This window comes from Vreelandella andesensis (assembly GCF_003989795.1).
Taxonomy (GTDB): Bacteria; Pseudomonadota; Gammaproteobacteria; order Pseudomonadales; family Halomonadaceae; genus Vreelandella; species Vreelandella andesensis.
The window spans coordinates 23344-40451 of the sequence record NZ_RZHG01000020.1 but is presented as its reverse complement, the minus strand read 5'-3'; the positions used below and the strand labels follow the sequence as shown (position 1 = coordinate 40451).

Below are 17108 nucleotides of genomic sequence, written 5' to 3'. Positions count from 1 at the left end.
AAGCGCGCTAATCTGTCGGAGCTAGCTCCGTCCTGACGACTTGGAGAGTTTTCATGGCTATCGGTGTTTGGATAAGTCTTTTTGCCTACTTTGCGCTCATGATCGCTATTGGCATTTATGCTATGCGCAAAGCAACGTCCTCATCCGAGGATTACATGCTGGGTGGGCGTGGGCTCAGTCCTCAGGTCGCTGCCCTCTCGGCCGGTGCTTCAGATATGAGCGGCTGGTTGCTACTCGGGCTACCTGGTGCCATGTTTGTATCCGGCCTGGGCTCGGCTTGGATCGGGATTGGCTTGCTGGTGGGGGCCTTCTTCAACTGGACGTTGGTCGCCCCGCGCCTGCGTGAACAGACCGTTCACTATGGCAACGCAATTACCATCCCTGCGTTCTTGGCGAACCGGTTCCCAACTCGGGCGATGTCGCTTAGAACCGTATCCGCTATTGTCATCGTCATCTTTTTCGCCGTTTACACAGCATCGGGCCTAGTGGCTGGCGGCAAGCTGTTTGAAAGCGCATTTGCCGGAATTTTCAATATCGGTGACATGAGCAACTACGCCATGGGGGTCATTATAACCCTAGGCGTGGTGCTTATTTACACCGTTGTAGGCGGCTTCCTGGCCGTAAGCATGACCGACTTCGTGCAAGGCTGCATCATGATGCTGGCGCTAGTGATCATGCCGGCAGTGGTTCTCTTCGGCGAAGGGGGCGGCGGATTCGCCCAGGCGTCACAAACCCTGAATGAGGTTGATCCCACGCTACTTTCCTGGACGTCGGGACTGACCTTTATCGGGTGGCTCTCTGCAGTGACTTGGGGACTGGGCTATTTTGGGCAGCCCCACATTATTGTGCGCTTCATGGCTATTCGGACGCTGAAAGAGGTGCCGGTTGCCCGCAACATTGGCATGGGCTGGATGCTGATTTCTCTTATTGGTGCCGTTTCTCTGGGTATTTTTGGACGGGCCTATGCGATTCGTAATGGGCTGGAGGTTCAGGACCCAGAAACGATCTTTATCATCCTGGCGGAGTTGCTATTCCACCCGCTGGTCACCGGCTTCCTCTACGCAGCACTGTTAGCGGCCATCATGAGCACAATTTCCAGTCAGCTTCTGGTGTCGTCGTCTTCCTTAACTGAAGATTTCTACCGCCTGTTCCTACGTAAAGAAGCAACGGACAAGGAGTGTGTCCGCGTCGGCCGGATTTGTGTCGTACTGGTTGGCCTCGTCGCCGCGTTCATTGCGTCTGACGAAAACTCTCAGGTTCTAGGCCTGGTAAGTAACGCCTGGGCTGGCTTTGGTGCCGCCTTTGGCCCGCTGATTATTCTGTCGCTGATGTGGCCGCGTACCAACGGTAATGGTGCCATCGCAGGCATGGTGGTCGGTGCGGTCACGGTCATGGTTTGGATCTCACTCGGCTGGAACGGTGAGTTCATGGGTGGCCCTGGCGTGTACGAGATTATTCCAGGCTTCATCGCATCCTTCATTGCCATCATGGTGGTGAGCAGTATGACTGACGATTCTGGTGAATATCAGCATATTGATCGCTAAACGAGCGTTGATCACGCCCTTAACGTAGTTGAAAGTAGCTAAAAGTAGCTAAAAACTAGGTTAATCATTGAGACCTTCCCATGTCAGATGCCTTATCGGGCACATCGTCACGGGAAGGTCTCTTTCACTTCAGGTAGCCTCTTTTATCCGCCCACGGATTAAACCCTGCGTGCCACTCTTTGCTCCAGGTCAATAACCTGCCCTCCTCTACCCGATATACTCTTTTCATGGTTTTCGACACACCCTATCGACTCTCGTTAACCCATTACTGAAACGACTTATTTTAACGGTCAGGAGCGACGCTATGCGCCACAAAACTCTATCTACTCTGCTTATCACTGGGCTTGCCGCCACCACGATGCTGGCAAGCAGCCAAGCGTTCGCTTACGGTGCCGGTGATTTCTTCACTCGTGTAGGTGTTGCAAAAGTAGAACCGAAAAGCGACAACGGTTCATTAGCGGGCGGCGCGTTCGCAGTTGACGTTCAGGACAAAACCGATTTCGCCTTTACCTTGGGATACCGCTTTCACGACAAGGTAGGCATCGAGTTACTGGCCGCTCTGCCGTTTGAGCACGATATTGCGCTGAATGGTGACAATCTCGCTTCTACCAAACACCTTCCACCCACACTGACACTCCAGTACTACCCTTTAGGGGGCACTGAAGCGCGCGTACAGCCTTATGTTGGCGCAGGTATTAACTACACCTTTTTCTCAGATGAGGAACTAGCTATTGGCGAGTTAGAGCTTGACGACTCCTGGGGCGCCGCCGCTCAAGTGGGTATCGATTTGCTCATCGATGAGAACTGGGCACTTAACGCAGCAGCGTGGTACATCGATATCGATACGGACGCAACCGTAAACGGTGCTGCTGCTGGAACGGTAGAGATTGACCCGGTAGTGGTTATGGCTGGCTTAAGTTACCGCTTCTAACACCGCTACGCCTGCGTAAGTGGCTAACGCAAACCGAATAATTCCATAAAAAAATGCCCAGCACCGCTATTTGCGGTCCTGGGCATTGTCTTTGCTGATGACGTCATCACGCCGGAAACCGGCGACGTATTATCGTTAGACTCAGCAGCAGTCTTTCTAGTACCGCTATCTAGTACCGCTATCTAGTTTTTCAGTAACAAGCTGATCAATTCTTTCGACAGCTCGAACGACCAACAGTTGGTCACTAGCACGCACTTTTTCCTGCATTAGGTAAGCGGCCATTGCGGGGGCTACATCGCACTTGGCAGGCATGGCGGCCTGGGCGTCAATCAGTGCATTTAATCGAGCGATAAAGACAAAACGAATCCACTGAGGCAGCGACATAGTGTCAATACAGAAGGGTTGCTGACTATTAAATGCAGCAACCTCAGGGGCTGGCATACGCCATAAGTTAGCGGCCTTCATAGTGGCTTCAAGCTCAAGAAGCGCGGTTTGAAGCTGTTGATGGACGCTCATAAGCACCTTTTTCATTTGAATCAATAAAGCACTATTATTCCAGCACTGTGAGTAAGTTGCCAACCGTCTGGGAAAATTTGTGCTTTATTCACAGATTCACAGAAAACCTGCAAGAGGCTGTGGATAAACTATGGAAAGGTGTCGCTGCTGCTAGTCTCATGCGGGTTGCAGGATGTTGTGCAATTTTTGATCACTTTGATAATAAAGCACGGATTGATCAGCGTTAGCGGCTGACAGTGGAACATCAGCAAGGTAGAGTGCAGGCTTGAAATGCGGAAGGATGTCATGCAACCAATCCAAACTCTTGATGAATTTTTTACACGTAGCGGCGCAGACGTTTCCCTTCACCATATGGGACGGCGGGTAGTGGCGTGCTCCCGAGAAACGCTGCGAGCATTCGAAAGCGGTGAAATTGCCTGGCCAGAGCCCTGGCAACAGCAGGCACGACTTGGCATCGTCTTTCGTATGGGTGACATGCCTGAACCAGCCATTTGGTTTTTGGCGCTACCACTAGACGAACAGGGCATGCTCTCACCAGCCCAGCGGGACGGTTTTATTAACCGCTTGCTAGAAACCCTTGGGCGAAATGTTGCACAAATAGAAAGCAAACCGCTGAAACAGCAAGAAACAACAGACGTGGATCATTTAATGAAGGATAATCCACTTGCTTTCTCGCCTGATATCACTTTTCAAGCAATGCTCAATGCTCAGGCCACTTATGCATTGGAATTAGCCGCTAGCCAACACTTAGAGCCTGTAGAAGCATATCTTACTGGTCAGCAGACGTTTGATTGGCAAGCACTGGGGTTACAAGGCATCGCTGATTACGTGGTTCGCCTTGATTTACCCATATCAGAAGCACTAGCGATGCGTCTCCCCCGCTTGCCGATTAATGTCGTTCACTCGCTGTGTTACTGCCTTGAGCATAGACCGCTTGCAGAGCCACTGGTAAATGCTTTGCGAGCGCGCGGAGAACAGGCCGCTAGCGATGCCGACATAGAAACCCTGTGCGCCTGTGTACGTGCAGTGGGCAGCACATCGTCAACGGGTGTAGGCGAATGGTATTCAAGTCTATTGAGCGACTCAGCTGCTTGTGGCCCAGACATTATTGCCGCTATCGCTGGCCGTGGATGGCTGCTGCTAGAAGACGCTGAGCGTTTACCGCTTTTTTTACAGCGCTTGGCAGAAGACAGACGTACCAACTTTAATGCTGTAGTCCGTGATCTTGCACTTATTCCAAGGCTACGCCTGCCCATTATGCTGGCACTCCGTGACGCACCGACAGATTCCGCCATTCAGCAAAGGCTGAGTGCGTTGATTAACCAAGCTAGAAGCTAGACATTTTTTTGTGAGACGATAGACAAAACCATTTGTTGATTACCGACCTTCATTTGCCGGGAGTACGCCGTGAAGGAATTACCCTATCAGGCCAAAGCAGTCATCGGCCGTCGTGAAATGGTGACGTTACCTGAATTAGGGCTTCACCTTTGCTGCAAAGCAGATACTGGCGCACGCACTTCTGCTTTGCATGCCGAAGAGATTGACACTCATGAAGACGAGGACGGGCAACTCTGGGTAAGTTTCATCACCCATAGCGGTGGCCCGAAAACGCCAGCACATCGCTACCAGCTTCATTTGCATGACAGGCGGCGCATTACCAGTTCTAATGGGCACAGTGAGTGGCGCTATGTAATCCGCACTTCAATGCAATTGGGTGAACTGAATTTTCCGGTTGAACTAACCCTGACTGATCGTAGCAATATGCGCCATCCCATGCTGCTTGGGCGCCGCGCAATGCGGCGCTTGCTTATAGCACCTGGGGCTGCATTTTTGCACGGCGAGCCTTAAACTAACTTATTAGCCACTCTTTCGGCCCCGGAGCCTTGCATGCATATTGCCCTGCTTTCGCGCAATCGCAATCTATACTCAACTCGACGCCTTATTGAAGCTGCCGAGCAACGCGGTCACACTGCCCGCGTGGTAGACACGCTGCGCTGCTATATGAGCATCGCTTCCCATCATCCGTCGATTCACTACAAAGGTGCTGAAATTGAGCACTTCGATGCCGTCATTCCACGTATTGGGGCATCGGTTACGTTTTATGGCTGCGCTGTGCTGCGCCAATTTGAAATGATGGGCACCTATGTCATTAACGACTCTGTCGCGATCACCCGTTCGCGGGATAAATTGCGCTCGTTGCAGCTTCTCTCTCGGAAAGGACTGGGCTTGCCGATCACGGGTTTCGCCCATTCACCTGACGACATTCCTGACCTTATTACCATGGTCAAAGGTGCACCGTTAGTGATCAAGCTGCTAGAAGGCACGCAAGGTATCGGTGTTGTACTCGCCGAAACTAACCAAGCTGCCGAGTCGGTTATTCAAGCGTTTATGGGCATGAAAACCAACATTATGGTGCAAGAGTATATAAAAGAGGCGCGTGGCGCTGACATTCGCTGCTTAGTGATCGGCGATAAAGTGGTCGCTTCCATGAAGCGCCAAGCAGCCGAAGGGGAATTTCGTTCAAACTTGCACCGTGGCGGCACCGCTAGCGTCATTCGCATTACACCGGAAGAACGCTCGACCGCCATTCGAGCGGCAAAAGCCATGGGGCTGCGCGTTGCAGGTGTTGACTTACTGCGCTCGAATCATGGGCCGGTGATTATGGAGGTTAACTCATCGCCAGGCTTACAAGGTATTGAGAATGCAACCGGTAAAGATATTGCTGGAATGATCATCGAGCACATTGGAAAAAATGCTATGCAGGCGCGTAAAGCGCCAACCAAGCCTAATGGCTAAGGCTGAATGCAAAAATAATCCGCGTTAGGGGTGGCAAATTAACGCTGTCACCCCCACAATCCGCGTCACCGAAGGAGGTAGACGCTCATGTTTCTCGACAATCGCCAAGTGGCGATGGACAGTGTATTGGAAGCGCTGGCCGATAGCATTGATTATTTCCAGGATAACCTTGAACGCCTGCGTCCTACGCTGCGTGACGCGCTGAAGCCGCATTACACTGAGCGGTTAAAACAGATGCGTAAACTTCAAGAGCTGGCTCGTGCGCATTTGAAAATGCTACCTCGAGATGCCGACGTAGAGCGTGACGACTTTTTATGGCTTTGGAGCCGCTTAAAAAGTTTTGTGGGCAATGATAGTCAGGTACTAATCAATGAATTGTTAGAACAAGAGCGTGTACTGATGCAAGCCCTGTCTACACTATTCACCCATCCCCTGCCCGACCCTATTGAGCCTGTGGTAGAAGAGTGCATGCAAGGGTGTCGAAAGTTAATACGCGAGCTGTACAGCTTACAAAAACGCAAAATGCACCGTTAGCTTTGAAATGCGTTGCTAATTTATACAATGCATCGCTAATTTATAAAATGGATTGGTTATTTGTAGGATACATCGTCAACGGGAGTCCGCATCGTCAATCTATTGACATCGGCGCTGTCGTTCACTCTGGCGAGCTCACCAACCGCGTAATAAAGTGTTTAATATCAATATTTAAGGATGAGCGAGAGGCTTTGCTAACACCGCTGTCGACATCCCTTAATTCGATAGGTTCTGGAGAGCCTAAAAAGTAAGGCTCTCTTCCCCAGATATAAAGATCACCAAGGGTTGCCACGCGCGCTGCCCATTCGCGAACCTTCAACCTCCATTCCCCAGCAGCTGGCCCTTCTTCTGCTACGCAGCCGGTCACTTCCATGCCTAATGCGCGACCAATAAAAACCGCGCGCGGAAGATGCCAGCTCTGAGTAACCAACAACGCTTCATTTAATTGAAAGACATCTCGAGCTCGCACAAGCGTGTCGTAAGTGCTGAAACCAGCAAAATCCATAGTAAGTTGATCTGCTGGCACGCCGCGCCGATAAAGGTCACGCCACATGGCGCGAGGTTCGTTATAGGCTTGAGTGCGATTGTCCCCTGAAATTAAAAGGTGACTTACTCGCTGATCGGCAATTAAACGGGCGGAAGTTCGCATGCGTGCGTTAAAGTGAGGATTTCGGAAGCCGCTTCGGGTCCAGTTAGAGGTACCAAACACAATCGCCACATCGGTCGGGCGACACTCGGCAAAATGGTCATCAATATAGCGAGTCGTACTGGCAACCACCCAGAAATTACCAGCTATAAACAGCAATGTCGCCAGCAGCATTAATGCTCCTAGCGACATTAAAAAACGCTTTATGTAACGTAATAGCAGGCTGCGCATCCAGCTCCCCAGCAGGGGTTAAAACATGCCGAGTTCAAGCTTGGCTTCGTCGCTCATCATGTCACGGCTCCAGGGCGGGCTGAAAACAATTTCAGTATGCACCTTGTTGATCTGAGGCGCGCCTAGAATTTTATTACGCGCATCCGCCGCAATGACATCACCCATTCCACAACCTGGCGCAGTAAGCGTCATACGAATAGTGACCATTCTTTCGCCGCTAATCAAGCGCTCAAGACGACAGCCATAGACAAGTCCTAAATCGACAATGTTGACCGGTATTTCTGGATCAAAGCAGGTGCGCAACTGCTCCCAGACAAACTGTTCAATTTCTTCATCACTGGCACTTTCAGGCAGTGTTGGGCGTGGCAGAGGTTCAAGCCCTAACGCATCTAAATTACGCCCTTCAATAAGAAAAAGCCGCCCTTCAAAGCCAACGCTTACCGAACTTCCCTTCGCTTGCATAACGCTGACAACGCTGTCTTCCGCCAGTGTCTCCGTCTTGCCAAACGGAATTGCAATGGCGTCGACATCCCGCTGAAGCGGCAGCTTTTGGCCACGTTCAAGACTGGCCACTTGCTCGATATTCATAACAGTCCTTAAATAACGGCCTTTAGCGGACCATTCCAATCACGCGGTTAAGCGCCGCAACAAACGTATCTATCTCTTCCAGCGTATTATACGCTGCAAATGATGCGCGGCACGTAGCGTCTACACCAAAATGGTGAAGCAGCGGTTGCGCGCAGTGATGCCCGGTACGAATAGCGACGCCTAACTGATCAATCAGCAGCCCGATGTCTTGAGAGTGAGCGCCTTCAACCACAAACGAAAGCACCCCAGCTTTCTGCGGCGCGGTGCCAAGAATGCGCAGACCATCTATCTGGCTCACTGCTGCGGTGGCATGTTTTAGCAGTACGGCTTCCCAAGCACCTATTGCTTCTACACCGACACCTTCTAGCCACTCAATAGCGCGCCCCAGAGCAATCACCTCCGCAATAGCAGGCGTGCCGGCCTCGAATTTATGCGGAAGCTCCGCAAAGGTGGTAGCGACGTCAAAAGAAACTGTTTTAATCATCTCGCCACCACCCTGCCAGGGCGGCATCGCTTCTAATAACGCTTTTTTACCGTAGAGCACGCCAACGCCAGTAGGGCCATAAATTTTATGCCCAGAGAACGCATAGAAATCAGCATCAATATCCTGGACATCAACTTTCTGGTGCGGTGTTGCCTGGGCGCCATCCACCAAAATGAGCGCACCGTGCTGGTGGGCAAGCGCTGCCATCTCTTTAACGGGATTAATCGTTCCCAACGCATTGGAGACATGATTAACCGCCACCAGTTTAGTGCGCTCATTGAACAACGAACGGTACGCTGTCATATCAAGCGCACCATTCGCCTCAACGGGTATGACCTTAATGGTAAAGCCAATTTCAGCCGCCAATAACTGCCAAGGCACAATATTGGAGTGGTGCTCCAGCATTGAAATTAGCACTTCATCACCAGCAGCAAGCTGAGAGCGCCCCCAGCTTTGAGCCACCAAATTAATCGCTTCAGTCGTGCCCCGCGTAAAGATGATCTGCCGCTCATCTTCCGCATTGAGAAACGCCTTAACGCGATGCCGAGTGGCTTCAAACGCAGCTGTCGCCTCATCTGACAACGTGTGCAGGCCGCGATGAATATTGGCGTTGTAGCGCGAATAATAATCGCTGAATACATCGATAACCTGACGGGGCGTCTGGCTTGTCGCGGCATTATCTAAATATACCAACGGCTTTCCGTGCACTTCCCGTTTAAGTATTGGGAAGTCATCACGCAACGCCTCGACATTAAACGTCGCGGGTGCAGGCACGGTGGGTTTCTCAATCACGCTATGGGGCATCGATGACTCCTTGACTAGTCGTTGAGTGCGTTAGTCGTTGAACGCAGCCGCCGTTTCTACCAATCCAGCAAGGTTGAAACGTTCAGGCAGCTTGCCCGCCACCGCCAACTCGACCCGTTCAGCAATCACATCAAGCGCAACCTGTTCAAGCACCTCGCCAGCAAATGCAAGCGTCAACAGGCCTCGTGCGGTGGCTTTGTCGATTCCGCGGGTACGTAACGCGTAAATCGCATCTTCATCCAACTGCCCAGTGGTGGTGCCATGAGAGCACTTCACGTCGTCAGCATAAATTTCAAGCTCAGGCTTGGCATCGATATGCGCACGATCAGAAAGCAGTAAATTTTGGTTACTTTGAAAACCTTCAATCTTCTGGCTATCGCGCTTAACGTAAACCTTACCGTTAAAGACGCCGTGGGCCCGGTCATCCAGTATGCCCTTGTAGTTCTCATTCGAGAACGTAAGCGGCGCATTGTGATTGACCTTCGTGTGGTTATCCACATGCTGGCGGCCTTGACCGAAGAACAGACCATAGAAGTGTGTCTCCGCTCCTTGGCCGTTCAGGTCACTAATTAGGTCGTTGCGCACCAGCGCACCACCCAGGTTCAGGTTATAAGAGTTGTAGCGGCTGTCTCGGCTCTGTTCAACATGAATGCTGGCGACATGCATGTCGCCCAAAGGTGCTTCTTGCAGTTTGTAGTGATTCAGAATTGCACCGCGATCAAGCATCAGTTCAGCAACAACGTTGGTAAAGTTTGCCGCTTCAGCTTCACCGATATAGTGCTCAATTAGCGTCGCTTCGCTGCGCCCTGCTGCTTCTACCAAGATGCGCGGATGGCTCATCACTGGCGTGCCTGCACGGGACAAGAACTGTAGCAAGATGGGTTTTTCAACCACAGTACCCGGTGCGATACGCACCACCGCACCCTCTTCCATAAACGCAGTGTTTAGCGCTGCAAACGTAGAGAACTCTACACCCGTCAAGCGGCCTAGCGGCCCGCCAACAGCTTCATGGTTATCAGCCAGCGCTTTGGAAAGCGGTACTACTTGAACACTGCTTGGCAGAGACTCTAGGTCGGACAGTGCTGCAGAGAAAATCCCATCGACAAAGGTCAACCGGTAGGCATCTAACGGCAGCGTCATCGCCGCCGCTTGCGCTTGAGAAAAATCTGCATTCTCAGCCAGCGCAAAATTGCCCTGTGCAATCGTTCGCACGTCGGTATATTTCCACTCTTCATCACGGCGAGTAGGAAACCCCATAGCGTCGAAACGCGCTGCACCGGCTTGGCGGCGAGCTGCAATCCATGTTGGCTCAACTCCGCGCTGTTGGCTACGCGCGTTCAGCGTGTCCAAGAACGTTTGCGTATCGCTCATGCCACAGACTCCTCGATGCCTTCATAACCATTGGCTTCAAGCTCTTTAGCAAGCTCAGCATCACCCGTTCTAACAATACGACCATCAACTAAGACGTGCACCTTATCGGGCACGATGTAGTCAAGCAGCCGCTGATAGTGAGTGACCAGCAAAATAGCGCGATCTCCAGCACGCAGGCTATTAACACCATCGGCTACCACTTTCATCGCATCGATATCGAGACCAGAGTCAATTTCATCGAGCATGGCAAGTTTTGGCTGAAGCACCAGCATTTGGAGAATTTCGTTACGCTTCTTTTCACCGCCAGAAAAACCTTCATTGACAGCACGCTGCAGGAAGCTGGCATCCATCTTCATAAAGCCAAGCTTCTCTTTCACCAGCTTCATAAACTCAGGGGCAGGCATTTCGCCTTCGCCACGGGCGACACGCTGGGCATTTAGCGCGGATTTCAGCAGGTAGATATTTTTTACCCCTGGAATTTCCACGGGGTACTGGAAGCCAAGCAGTAGGCCCGCTTGGGCGCGCTCTTCGATTTCCATTTCCAGCACGTTCTGGCCTTCAAACGTCACGCTGCCTTGAGTCACTTCGTAGCCATCTTTACCGGCAATGACAGCCGACAACGTGGATTTACCTGCGCCGTTCGGGCCCATAATGGCATGCACTTCACCTGCATTAATGGTGAGTGTTAAACCCTTCAAAATTTCTTTGCCGTCGACGGTGACGTGTAAATCATTAACTTGCAACATAGTTAAAACCTTTTAAATTCTTGCGGGACGCTAGCACGTCCCCCATAAAATAAAGTCGATTGTCGAAGTGGTTAGCCCACCGCGCCTTCAAGGGTCACACTCAGAAGTGCTTCGGCTTCTACCGCGAACTCCATTGGCAGCTCTTGAAAAACGTCTTTACAGAAGCCGTTAACAATCATGCTGACCGCATCTTCTTCAGAAATCCCGCGGCTCTGACAGTAGAACAACTGGTCTTCACCAATCTTAGATGTGGTGGCTTCGTGTTCAATCGTGGCGGTGCTGTTACCGATTTCTTGATAAGGAAACGTATGGGCGCCGGACTTGTCGCCAATGAGCAACGAGTCACACTGGGTAAAGTTACGCGCCCCTTTAGCACGGGGGCCAATTTTGACCAAGCCACGGTAAGATTGATCACTCCTACCCGCCGAAATGCCTTTGGCAACAATATAGGAGCGAGTACCTTCGCCAATGTGGATCATTTTGGTACCGGTATCGGCTTGCTGGCGCCCATTGGTGACCGCTACTGAGTAAAACTCACCGATACTGTCTTTGCCGCGCAAGACACAAGAAGGGTATTTCCAGGTGATCGCCGAACCGGTTTCAACCTGTGTCCAACTAATGCGCGAGCGATCGCCACGACAGTCGCCACGTTTAGTAACGAAGTTGTAAATGCCACCCTTACCGTTTTCATCACCGGGGTACCAGTTCTGAACGGTAGAATACTTGATGTAGGCATCGTCCAGCGCAACAAGCTCGACTACCGCCGCGTGAAGCTGGTTTTCATCACGCATTGGTGCCGTACAGCCTTCCAAATAGGACACCTGAGCACGACTTTCGCAGATAATTAGCGTGCGCTCGAACTGGCCGGTGTTGGCCGCGTTAATACGGAAATAGGTCGACAGCTCCATAGGGCAGGTAACGCCCTCTGGAACAAATACAAATGAGCCGTCAGTAAATACAGCCGAATTCAGCGCGGCAAAGTAGTTATCGGCCACTGGCACAACGGTGCCTAGGTATTGCTTGATCAGGTCCGGGTAGTCTCGAATCGCTTCGGAGATTGAACAGAAAATAACGCCTGCTTCTCCGAGTTCTTTTTTGAACGTGGTGGTGACAGACACAGAGTCAAATACGGCATCGACCGCGACCCCGGCAAGTGCGGCACGCTCGTGCAGAGGAATACCCAGCTTTTCATAGGTTTCAAGAAGCTTGGGGTCAACTTCATCCAAGCTCTGCGGGCGATCTTCTGGGCGCTTCGGTGCACTAAAATAAGAGATTGATTGGTAGTCAATGGGCGGATAGTCGAGATGTGCCCAAGAGGGCTCTTTCATTTTCAACCACTGACGGTAGGCATTTAAACGCCACTCCAGCATCCATTCCGGCTCGCCTTTCTTATTGGAGATAAAGGCAATGGTGTTTTCATCAAGGCCAGGTGGCAGGGTGTCGCTTTCAATATCGGTTATAAAACCATCTTTATATTCGCGACGAACCAACTGTTCCATTTCTTCGCTTGCCATGGTGATACCCTCCGGGCAGTTGGGTGGCGAGGTTAGCTCGCCGTCAATAGGGATAAAATTATCTGTAGCACTGCCTAAGCGGTCGCCAGGCTAATGCTTTGAATCGGTAATTGTACGGGTAGCTTTATGGGTGTCGTGTCGGCCAAGTGCGCCAGCGTGACGCTTTCAAGTAGCGTACGAATCGCCAGCGATACGCGCTGCCAGTTATCGGCTACGCCACAAGTGGCTACCAAGTCACATTCGCCTTCAGCTTGGCTGCATTCAGTCATCGCCACCGGCCCTTCGATAGCGGCAATAATATCGGCTGCGGTGATGTGTGAGGCTGGCCGAGCCAGACGATACCCACCTTGGACACCACGCTGTGACTCCAGCAGCCCTGCTTTCACCAGCATTTTTAGTGTCTTGCTGACAGTAGGATGCGGCAGCTGCACTGCTTCTGCTAAATCAGCCGCTGCATGAGACGCCTGTGGATGACGAGCAATTTGCGCCATCACCACAGCGGCATAATCTGTCAGCCGAGAAAGCTTGAGCATGTTAACTCCTGTTAACCGTGGCGGTTTGCTTACCACCTAATGGGTACCATTTTAGTCCTGTATAAATTTGTTGTGAAGCCCTATAACAAAATCGTTATCAATTTGTGCAAAATAACAGCACGTTCGACTCTGATAGCAACAAAAACAACAATCATTATCATTTAAAAACCTGTCGATGGGCAAAACGCGAAAAAGCCTGCGAAGATTTTCGCAGGCTTTTGAGAAAACCGATCATGGGAGCGTCATCACAACAAATTATTACACAGGACCTAGAGAGCGACAGGGTCTACACGGGTTGTCCAAAATATCCAGGAGGACTAATCGGTTCATACCCAGTAGGTGTGGTTCAATTTCATTGAGCAGCTCAGTAAACGTCAACCTTTCAGGTAGCGACGTTTGGTGATCCAACGCTAACACCCAGTAATAGTAAAGGTGGCTACCATTACCTTCTGGCGGCATCGAACCTCAAAAATTATTGTCTTCTTCACTATCCCTACCTATTCAGACCAACGCCCTTCCCGCTTTAGGCGCTTTTCTACCCAACGATCATAATACCAGCGTAACGCGTTTTTGATCCCTGGTAGGCCAATGAGCCATGCGATTGGCATAAACCATGGAATACGCATCATCAATAAACGGTAAGCGTCGATGCCTTCGATAATGGTGCCATCGTCTTTTTCGATATGCAGCGAGCGTAAAGCGGCTTCCGGTGCCACCCCTTTTTTATGCAACTGCTGCTGATGCTCAGAAACATCACACCAGTTAATCCCATCACCATGCTTGCCAGCTAAGCGCTCAAAAAGACGACGATCTTTGCGACAGCCTGGGCAAACGGCGTCATAGAAAACATTGATAGAGGCGTTATCAGACATATAAGCTCTCACTGTGGTCGTACTTAGCAGTTTGACACTTTGCGCTTTCCACGCAAACTTCCATCTAACGAGGGCGCTACAATGAAACATCTCTTAATCGTTGCCCATGCGCCATCAATTAACACCTGTACGCTGCGTGATGCTGCTCAGCGGGGCGCGAGCCAAGACATTGTCGAGCAGGTTACCTGCACAGTAAAAACGCCTTTTGAGGCTGGACCTGATGACATCCGCGCCTGCGATGGCATCTTGTTAGGCACGACAGAAAACCTGGGTTACATGAGCGGCGCACTTAAGGATTTTTTTGATCGCAGCTATTACAGAATACTTGAAGAAAAACAAGGTCTTCCATGCGCGCTTTATATTCGTGCGGGCACAGATGGCACCGGCACACGCCGCGCAGTAGAAAGCATTGTCACAGGGTTACGCTGGCGCTGGGTGCAGGAACCACTCACCTTACGCGGCGAGTGGCAGGATTCATTTGCCGATCAGGTAGAAGAACTCAGCTTAACCTTAGCGCTTAGTATTGAATGTGGCATTGTATAACCCCGCCTAGCCTGCCTTACTGTTAGTAAGCATTTCGTGCCCACAGCGCAATAGAAAGTCACGACAAGCCACTCCTCGCTTCTATTGCAGATACTTAACGCACGTATATAGGTGACCTTTATGCATAACGTCATTGCCTTCTACGATGATCGTGTACTCGCTCATGAGCCCAATATCGACTCTGATTTTTTGCCCGATCGAATCGATAAACGAATTCGTCAACTGCTATCAGGACTCCCGGTGCCATGGAAATACCCTGAACATCCTGGCCGGTTACAAGCTATTCAACATCTGCTTGAAAAAGCACCGATTGCAGACCTTCACATCGAAGGAGGCAAAGCGGCCACGTTTGAACAATTAGCCAGGGTGCACACCACCTCTTATCTTAACGATATTTTTAGTTTGCGTGGAAAAAATGCCTGGCTGGACGTGGATACCACGGCAGTCTCACCAGGCAGCATTGACGCGGCTGAAGTCGCTGCAGGCACGGCGATTGCGGCAGTCGAAGCAGTGATGGAAAAACGTGCGAAAAGCGCGTTTGCGCTGGTACGCCCACCTGGGCACCACGCGGAACCTGTTCGCGCACGAGGTTTTTGCTTATTTAATAATGTCGCGGTTGCAGCGGCTCATGCGCGCAGCGCACTGGGTTGTGAACGTGTGCTCATCGTCGACTGGGACGCCCACCATGGCAACGGCACCCAGGATATTTTTTGGGCAGAACCCGATGTCATGTTTTTTGATATTCACCGCGCTGCGCCTTTCTACCCTGGCTCAGGTCATCTCGCAGAGGTCGGTGCCGGCTTAGCTGAAGGCACCACAATTAATGTCCCGCTACCTGCTGGTGCAGGCGATGAAGCATTTTTGAAAGCCTTTCGCGATATTCTAGCGCCAGCCGCTGCATGGTTTAAGCCGGATATTATTTTAGTCTCGGCTGGCTTTGACCCACACTGGCATGATTTAGCGCTCAATGTGTCTTACGATGGCTTTGGTGCACTAACAGGGTTCTTGCAACAGTTGGCTGAACAGCACTGCCAAGACCGCTTAGTCTTCGTTTTAGAAGGCGGCTATAACCTGGAGTCGCTGGCCAACGGCACCCGAGCGGTGCTGGCTGTACTGGCTGGAAATACCGTCCCGGTACCTGATAGCTGCGGCATCGCGGAAGTCCAAGCGGCAGCTGACTTTCATCGTACTGCGTTTCAAACCAGCTAGCAGCACTGCAATAAAAAACGGCACCGCAAGGGGTGCCGTTTTGTAAGTAAGCGATATGCTTATTTGAGTCGTTCAAACACGGTCGCTACCCCTTGCCCCATCCCGATACACATCGTGGCAAGGCCGAGGGTGGTATCGCGCTGCTGCATGACGTTAAGCAGTGTTGTACAAATGCGCGACCCCGAGCAGCCCAGCGGGTGGCCAAGAGCAATGGCACCGCCATGTAGGTTCACTTTCTCGTCCATGGCATCTAGGAAACCAAGATCTTTTAAGACAGGCAGACCTTGAGCGGCGAATGCTTCGTTAAGCTCAACCGTTTGAATATCTGCGGCGGATAAGCCAGCAACTTTCAGTGCTTTTTTAGACGCCGGTACCGGGCCGTAGCCCATAATAGAGGCATCACAGCCTGCAACACCGGTTGAAAGTACTTTTGCAATCGGCTCAAGCCCTAACGCCTGGGCGCGCTCGTAACTCATGACGGCCATTGCTGACGCACCTACCGACAGTGCAGATGACGTGCCCGCGGTAACCGTACCATTGCGAGGATCAAACACTGGCTTAAGACTGGCCATCGACTCAAGGCTTGACTCAGGACGAATCACTTCATCGTGCTTGAACAAAATTTTAAAACCGCGCTGATCGTGGCCTTCAACACCAATAATTTCGTTATCGAAGTAGCCTTTCTCCATCGCGGCTTGGGCACGCTGGTGGGAGCGCACACCAAACTTATCCTGGTCTTCACGGGAGATACCGTGCATTTTACCCAGCAGCTCAGCAGTCAGCCCCATCATCATGGCCGCTTTCGCAACGTACTTGCTGGCGGCGGGGTTAACATCGACACCATGAGCCATGGGCACATGTTCCATGTGCTCTACCCCACCGATTACGTAAAAATCGCCCATGCCCGCTTTAATGTTGGCCGCAGCAATATGCAGTGCCGTCATCGAGGAGCCACACAAACGGTTAACGGTTTGCGCAGGAACCGAACGAGGGATGCCCGTCATGATCGCCGCGTTGCGGGCGATATTCATCGACTGCTCAAGCGTCTGGTTAACACAGCCCCAGATCACATCATCGACTTCTGACGGGTCTAAATTAGCATTACGATCAAACAGCGCTTGCATAACGGCTGCCGACAAATTCTCAGCGCGTACATTGCGGAATGCACCGTTTTTAGCTTTCGCCATGGCGGTACGAACACCGTCTACCACCACGATATCTCTTGGTTTCAAACTCATCTTATATC

The 17108-nt window shown here is 51.4% G+C and carries 18 protein-coding genes and 1 pseudogene; 8 read left to right on the top strand and 11 right to left on the bottom strand.

Annotated features, from left to right (window positions below; all coding sequences use genetic code 11):
* Positions 1-53: 53 nt before the first annotated feature.
* Both putP and ELY33_RS11875 read left to right on the top strand, forming a co-directional pair.
* Complete coding sequence (gene putP, locus ELY33_RS11880; RefSeq protein WP_126943440.1) at positions 54-1544, top strand: sodium/proline symporter PutP; 1491 nt, start codon at positions 54-56, stop codon at positions 1542-1544.
* 304 nt (positions 1545-1848) lie between these two features.
* A complete protein-coding gene (locus tag ELY33_RS11875; RefSeq protein ID WP_126948130.1) occupies positions 1849-2475 on the top strand; it encodes an OmpW/AlkL family protein in 627 nt (208 codons plus the stop codon).
* Positions 2476-2640: 165 nt separating this feature from the next.
* Here the strand turns inward: ELY33_RS11875 and ELY33_RS11870 are convergent, their stop codons facing one another.
* The gene (locus ELY33_RS11870) at positions 2641-2991 is read right to left on the bottom strand and encodes a YqcC family protein (RefSeq protein WP_126948129.1); all 351 of its coding nucleotides are present in this window, start codon (positions 2989-2991) and stop codon (positions 2641-2643) included.
* Positions 2992-3276: 285 nt separating this feature from the next.
* On the opposite strand from ELY33_RS11870, the gene ELY33_RS11865 reads away from it, so the two are divergent.
* The 4 genes from ELY33_RS11865 to ELY33_RS11850 all read left to right on the top strand — a co-directional run bounded on the left by ELY33_RS11865 (position 3277) and on the right by ELY33_RS11850 (position 6321).
* Complete coding sequence (locus ELY33_RS11865) at positions 3277-4329, top strand: DUF3549 family protein (protein WP_126948128.1); 1053 nt, start codon at positions 3277-3279, stop codon at positions 4327-4329.
* A 69-nt stretch (positions 4330-4398) separates the two neighbouring features.
* Positions 4399-4839, top strand: a complete 441-nt coding sequence (locus ELY33_RS11860; protein WP_126948127.1) for an ATP-dependent zinc protease family protein — start codon at positions 4399-4401, stop codon at positions 4837-4839.
* Between the two features lie 39 nt (positions 4840-4878).
* Positions 4879-5787 carry a 30S ribosomal protein S6--L-glutamate ligase gene (gene rimK, locus ELY33_RS11855; protein WP_126948126.1) on the top strand — a complete coding sequence of 303 codons (909 nt, stop codon included), beginning with the start codon at positions 4879-4881 and terminating at the stop codon, positions 5785-5787.
* A gap of 87 nt (positions 5788-5874) precedes the next feature.
* Entirely contained in the window at positions 5875-6321 is a 447-nt protein-coding gene (locus ELY33_RS11850) for a hypothetical protein (protein ID WP_126948125.1), read from the top strand.
* Positions 6322-6442: 121 nt separating this feature from the next.
* On the opposite strand, the gene ELY33_RS11845 is transcribed toward ELY33_RS11850, so the two are convergent.
* The 9 genes and pseudogenes from ELY33_RS11845 to ELY33_RS11805 form a co-directional block, all read right to left on the bottom strand.
* The gene (locus ELY33_RS11845) at positions 6443-7198 is read right to left on the bottom strand and encodes a SanA/YdcF family protein (protein WP_126948124.1); all 756 of its coding nucleotides are present in this window, start codon (positions 7196-7198) and stop codon (positions 6443-6445) included.
* An 18-nt stretch (positions 7199-7216) separates the two neighbouring features.
* Positions 7217-7786: a putative Fe-S cluster assembly protein SufT gene (sufT, locus tag ELY33_RS11840; protein WP_126948123.1), complete on the bottom strand. Its 570-nt coding sequence runs from the start codon at positions 7784-7786 to the stop codon at positions 7217-7219.
* Between the two features lie 22 nt (positions 7787-7808).
* The gene (locus ELY33_RS11835) at positions 7809-9074 is read right to left on the bottom strand and encodes an aminotransferase class V-fold PLP-dependent enzyme (RefSeq protein ID WP_126948122.1); all 1266 of its coding nucleotides are present in this window, start codon (positions 9072-9074) and stop codon (positions 7809-7811) included.
* 30 nt (positions 9075-9104) lie between these two features.
* The gene (gene sufD / locus ELY33_RS11830) at positions 9105-10445 is read right to left on the bottom strand and encodes a Fe-S cluster assembly protein SufD (RefSeq protein WP_126948121.1); all 1341 of its coding nucleotides are present in this window, start codon (positions 10443-10445) and stop codon (positions 9105-9107) included.
* Positions 10442-11191 (bottom strand): Fe-S cluster assembly ATPase SufC, encoded by a 750-nt coding sequence (sufC, locus tag ELY33_RS11825; RefSeq protein ID WP_126948120.1) that lies wholly within the window; start codon positions 11189-11191, stop codon positions 10442-10444. Before sufC ends, sufD begins: the two co-directional genes overlap by 4 nt.
* Before the next feature lie 71 nt (positions 11192-11262).
* The gene (gene sufB, locus ELY33_RS11820; RefSeq protein WP_126948119.1) at positions 11263-12705 is read right to left on the bottom strand and encodes a Fe-S cluster assembly protein SufB; all 1443 of its coding nucleotides are present in this window, start codon (positions 12703-12705) and stop codon (positions 11263-11265) included.
* Positions 12706-12779: 74 nt separating this feature from the next.
* The gene (locus ELY33_RS11815) at positions 12780-13238 is read right to left on the bottom strand and encodes an SUF system Fe-S cluster assembly regulator (protein ID WP_126948118.1); all 459 of its coding nucleotides are present in this window, start codon (positions 13236-13238) and stop codon (positions 12780-12782) included.
* 258 nt (positions 13239-13496) lie between these two features.
* Positions 13497-13703, bottom strand: a pseudogene (locus ELY33_RS18125) (hypothetical protein); the annotation flags it as partial.
* 32 nt (positions 13704-13735) lie between these two features.
* The gene (locus tag ELY33_RS11805; RefSeq protein ID WP_126948117.1) at positions 13736-14110 is read right to left on the bottom strand and encodes a thiol-disulfide oxidoreductase DCC family protein; all 375 of its coding nucleotides are present in this window, start codon (positions 14108-14110) and stop codon (positions 13736-13738) included.
* 81 nt (positions 14111-14191) lie between these two features.
* Here ELY33_RS11805 and ELY33_RS11800 point away from each other — a divergent pair, with 81 nt between their 5' ends.
* Both ELY33_RS11800 and ELY33_RS11795 read left to right on the top strand, forming a co-directional pair.
* Positions 14192-14653 carry a flavodoxin family protein gene (locus ELY33_RS11800; RefSeq protein ID WP_126948116.1) on the top strand — a complete coding sequence of 154 codons (462 nt, stop codon included), beginning with the start codon at positions 14192-14194 and terminating at the stop codon, positions 14651-14653.
* Positions 14654-14773: 120 nt separating this feature from the next.
* Positions 14774-15862, top strand: a complete 1089-nt coding sequence (locus ELY33_RS11795) for a histone deacetylase family protein (RefSeq protein WP_126948115.1) — start codon at positions 14774-14776, stop codon at positions 15860-15862.
* Between the two features lie 59 nt (positions 15863-15921).
* Here ELY33_RS11795 and fadA read toward each other — a convergent pair whose 3' ends face one another.
* Positions 15922-17100 carry an acetyl-CoA C-acyltransferase FadA gene (gene fadA, locus ELY33_RS11790; protein ID WP_126948114.1) on the bottom strand — a complete coding sequence of 393 codons (1179 nt, stop codon included), beginning with the start codon at positions 17098-17100 and terminating at the stop codon, positions 15922-15924.
* Positions 17101-17108 lie beyond the last annotated feature (8 nt).

Coding starts and splice junctions, on each gene's coding strand:
- ELY33_RS11865 (WP_126948128.1), top strand. CDS start 3,277: ATGCAACCAATCCAAACTCTTGATGAATTTTTTACACGTAGCGGCGCA.
- ELY33_RS11815 (WP_126948118.1), bottom strand. CDS start 13,238: ATGCTCAAGCTTTCTCGGCTGACAGATTATGCCGCTGTGGTGATGGCG.
- sufD (WP_126948121.1), bottom strand. CDS start 10,445: ATGAGCGATACGCAAACGTTCTTGGACACGCTGAACGCGCGTAGCCAA.
- rimK (WP_126948126.1), top strand. CDS start 4,879: ATGCATATTGCCCTGCTTTCGCGCAATCGCAATCTATACTCAACTCGA.
- ELY33_RS11850 (WP_126948125.1), top strand. CDS start 5,875: ATGTTTCTCGACAATCGCCAAGTGGCGATGGACAGTGTATTGGAAGCG.
- sufB (WP_126948119.1), bottom strand. CDS start 12,705: ATGGCAAGCGAAGAAATGGAACAGTTGGTTCGTCGCGAATATAAAGAT.
- fadA (WP_126948114.1), bottom strand. CDS start 17,100: ATGAGTTTGAAACCAAGAGATATCGTGGTGGTAGACGGTGTTCGTACC.
- putP (WP_126943440.1), top strand. CDS start 54: ATGGCTATCGGTGTTTGGATAAGTCTTTTTGCCTACTTTGCGCTCATG.
- ELY33_RS11870 (WP_126948129.1), bottom strand. CDS start 2,991: ATGAGCGTCCATCAACAGCTTCAAACCGCGCTTCTTGAGCTTGAAGCC.
- ELY33_RS11795 (WP_126948115.1), top strand. CDS start 14,774: ATGCATAACGTCATTGCCTTCTACGATGATCGTGTACTCGCTCATGAG.
- ELY33_RS11845 (WP_126948124.1), bottom strand. CDS start 7,198: ATGCGCAGCCTGCTATTACGTTACATAAAGCGTTTTTTAATGTCGCTA.
- ELY33_RS11835 (WP_126948122.1), bottom strand. CDS start 9,074: ATGCCCCATAGCGTGATTGAGAAACCCACCGTGCCTGCACCCGCGACG.
- ELY33_RS11805 (WP_126948117.1), bottom strand. CDS start 14,110: ATGTCTGATAACGCCTCTATCAATGTTTTCTATGACGCCGTTTGCCCA.
- sufT (WP_126948123.1), bottom strand. CDS start 7,786: ATGAATATCGAGCAAGTGGCCAGTCTTGAACGTGGCCAAAAGCTGCCG.
- sufC (WP_126948120.1), bottom strand. CDS start 11,191: ATGTTGCAAGTTAATGATTTACACGTCACCGTCGACGGCAAAGAAATT.
- ELY33_RS11875 (WP_126948130.1), top strand. CDS start 1,849: ATGCGCCACAAAACTCTATCTACTCTGCTTATCACTGGGCTTGCCGCC.
- ELY33_RS11800 (WP_126948116.1), top strand. CDS start 14,192: ATGAAACATCTCTTAATCGTTGCCCATGCGCCATCAATTAACACCTGT.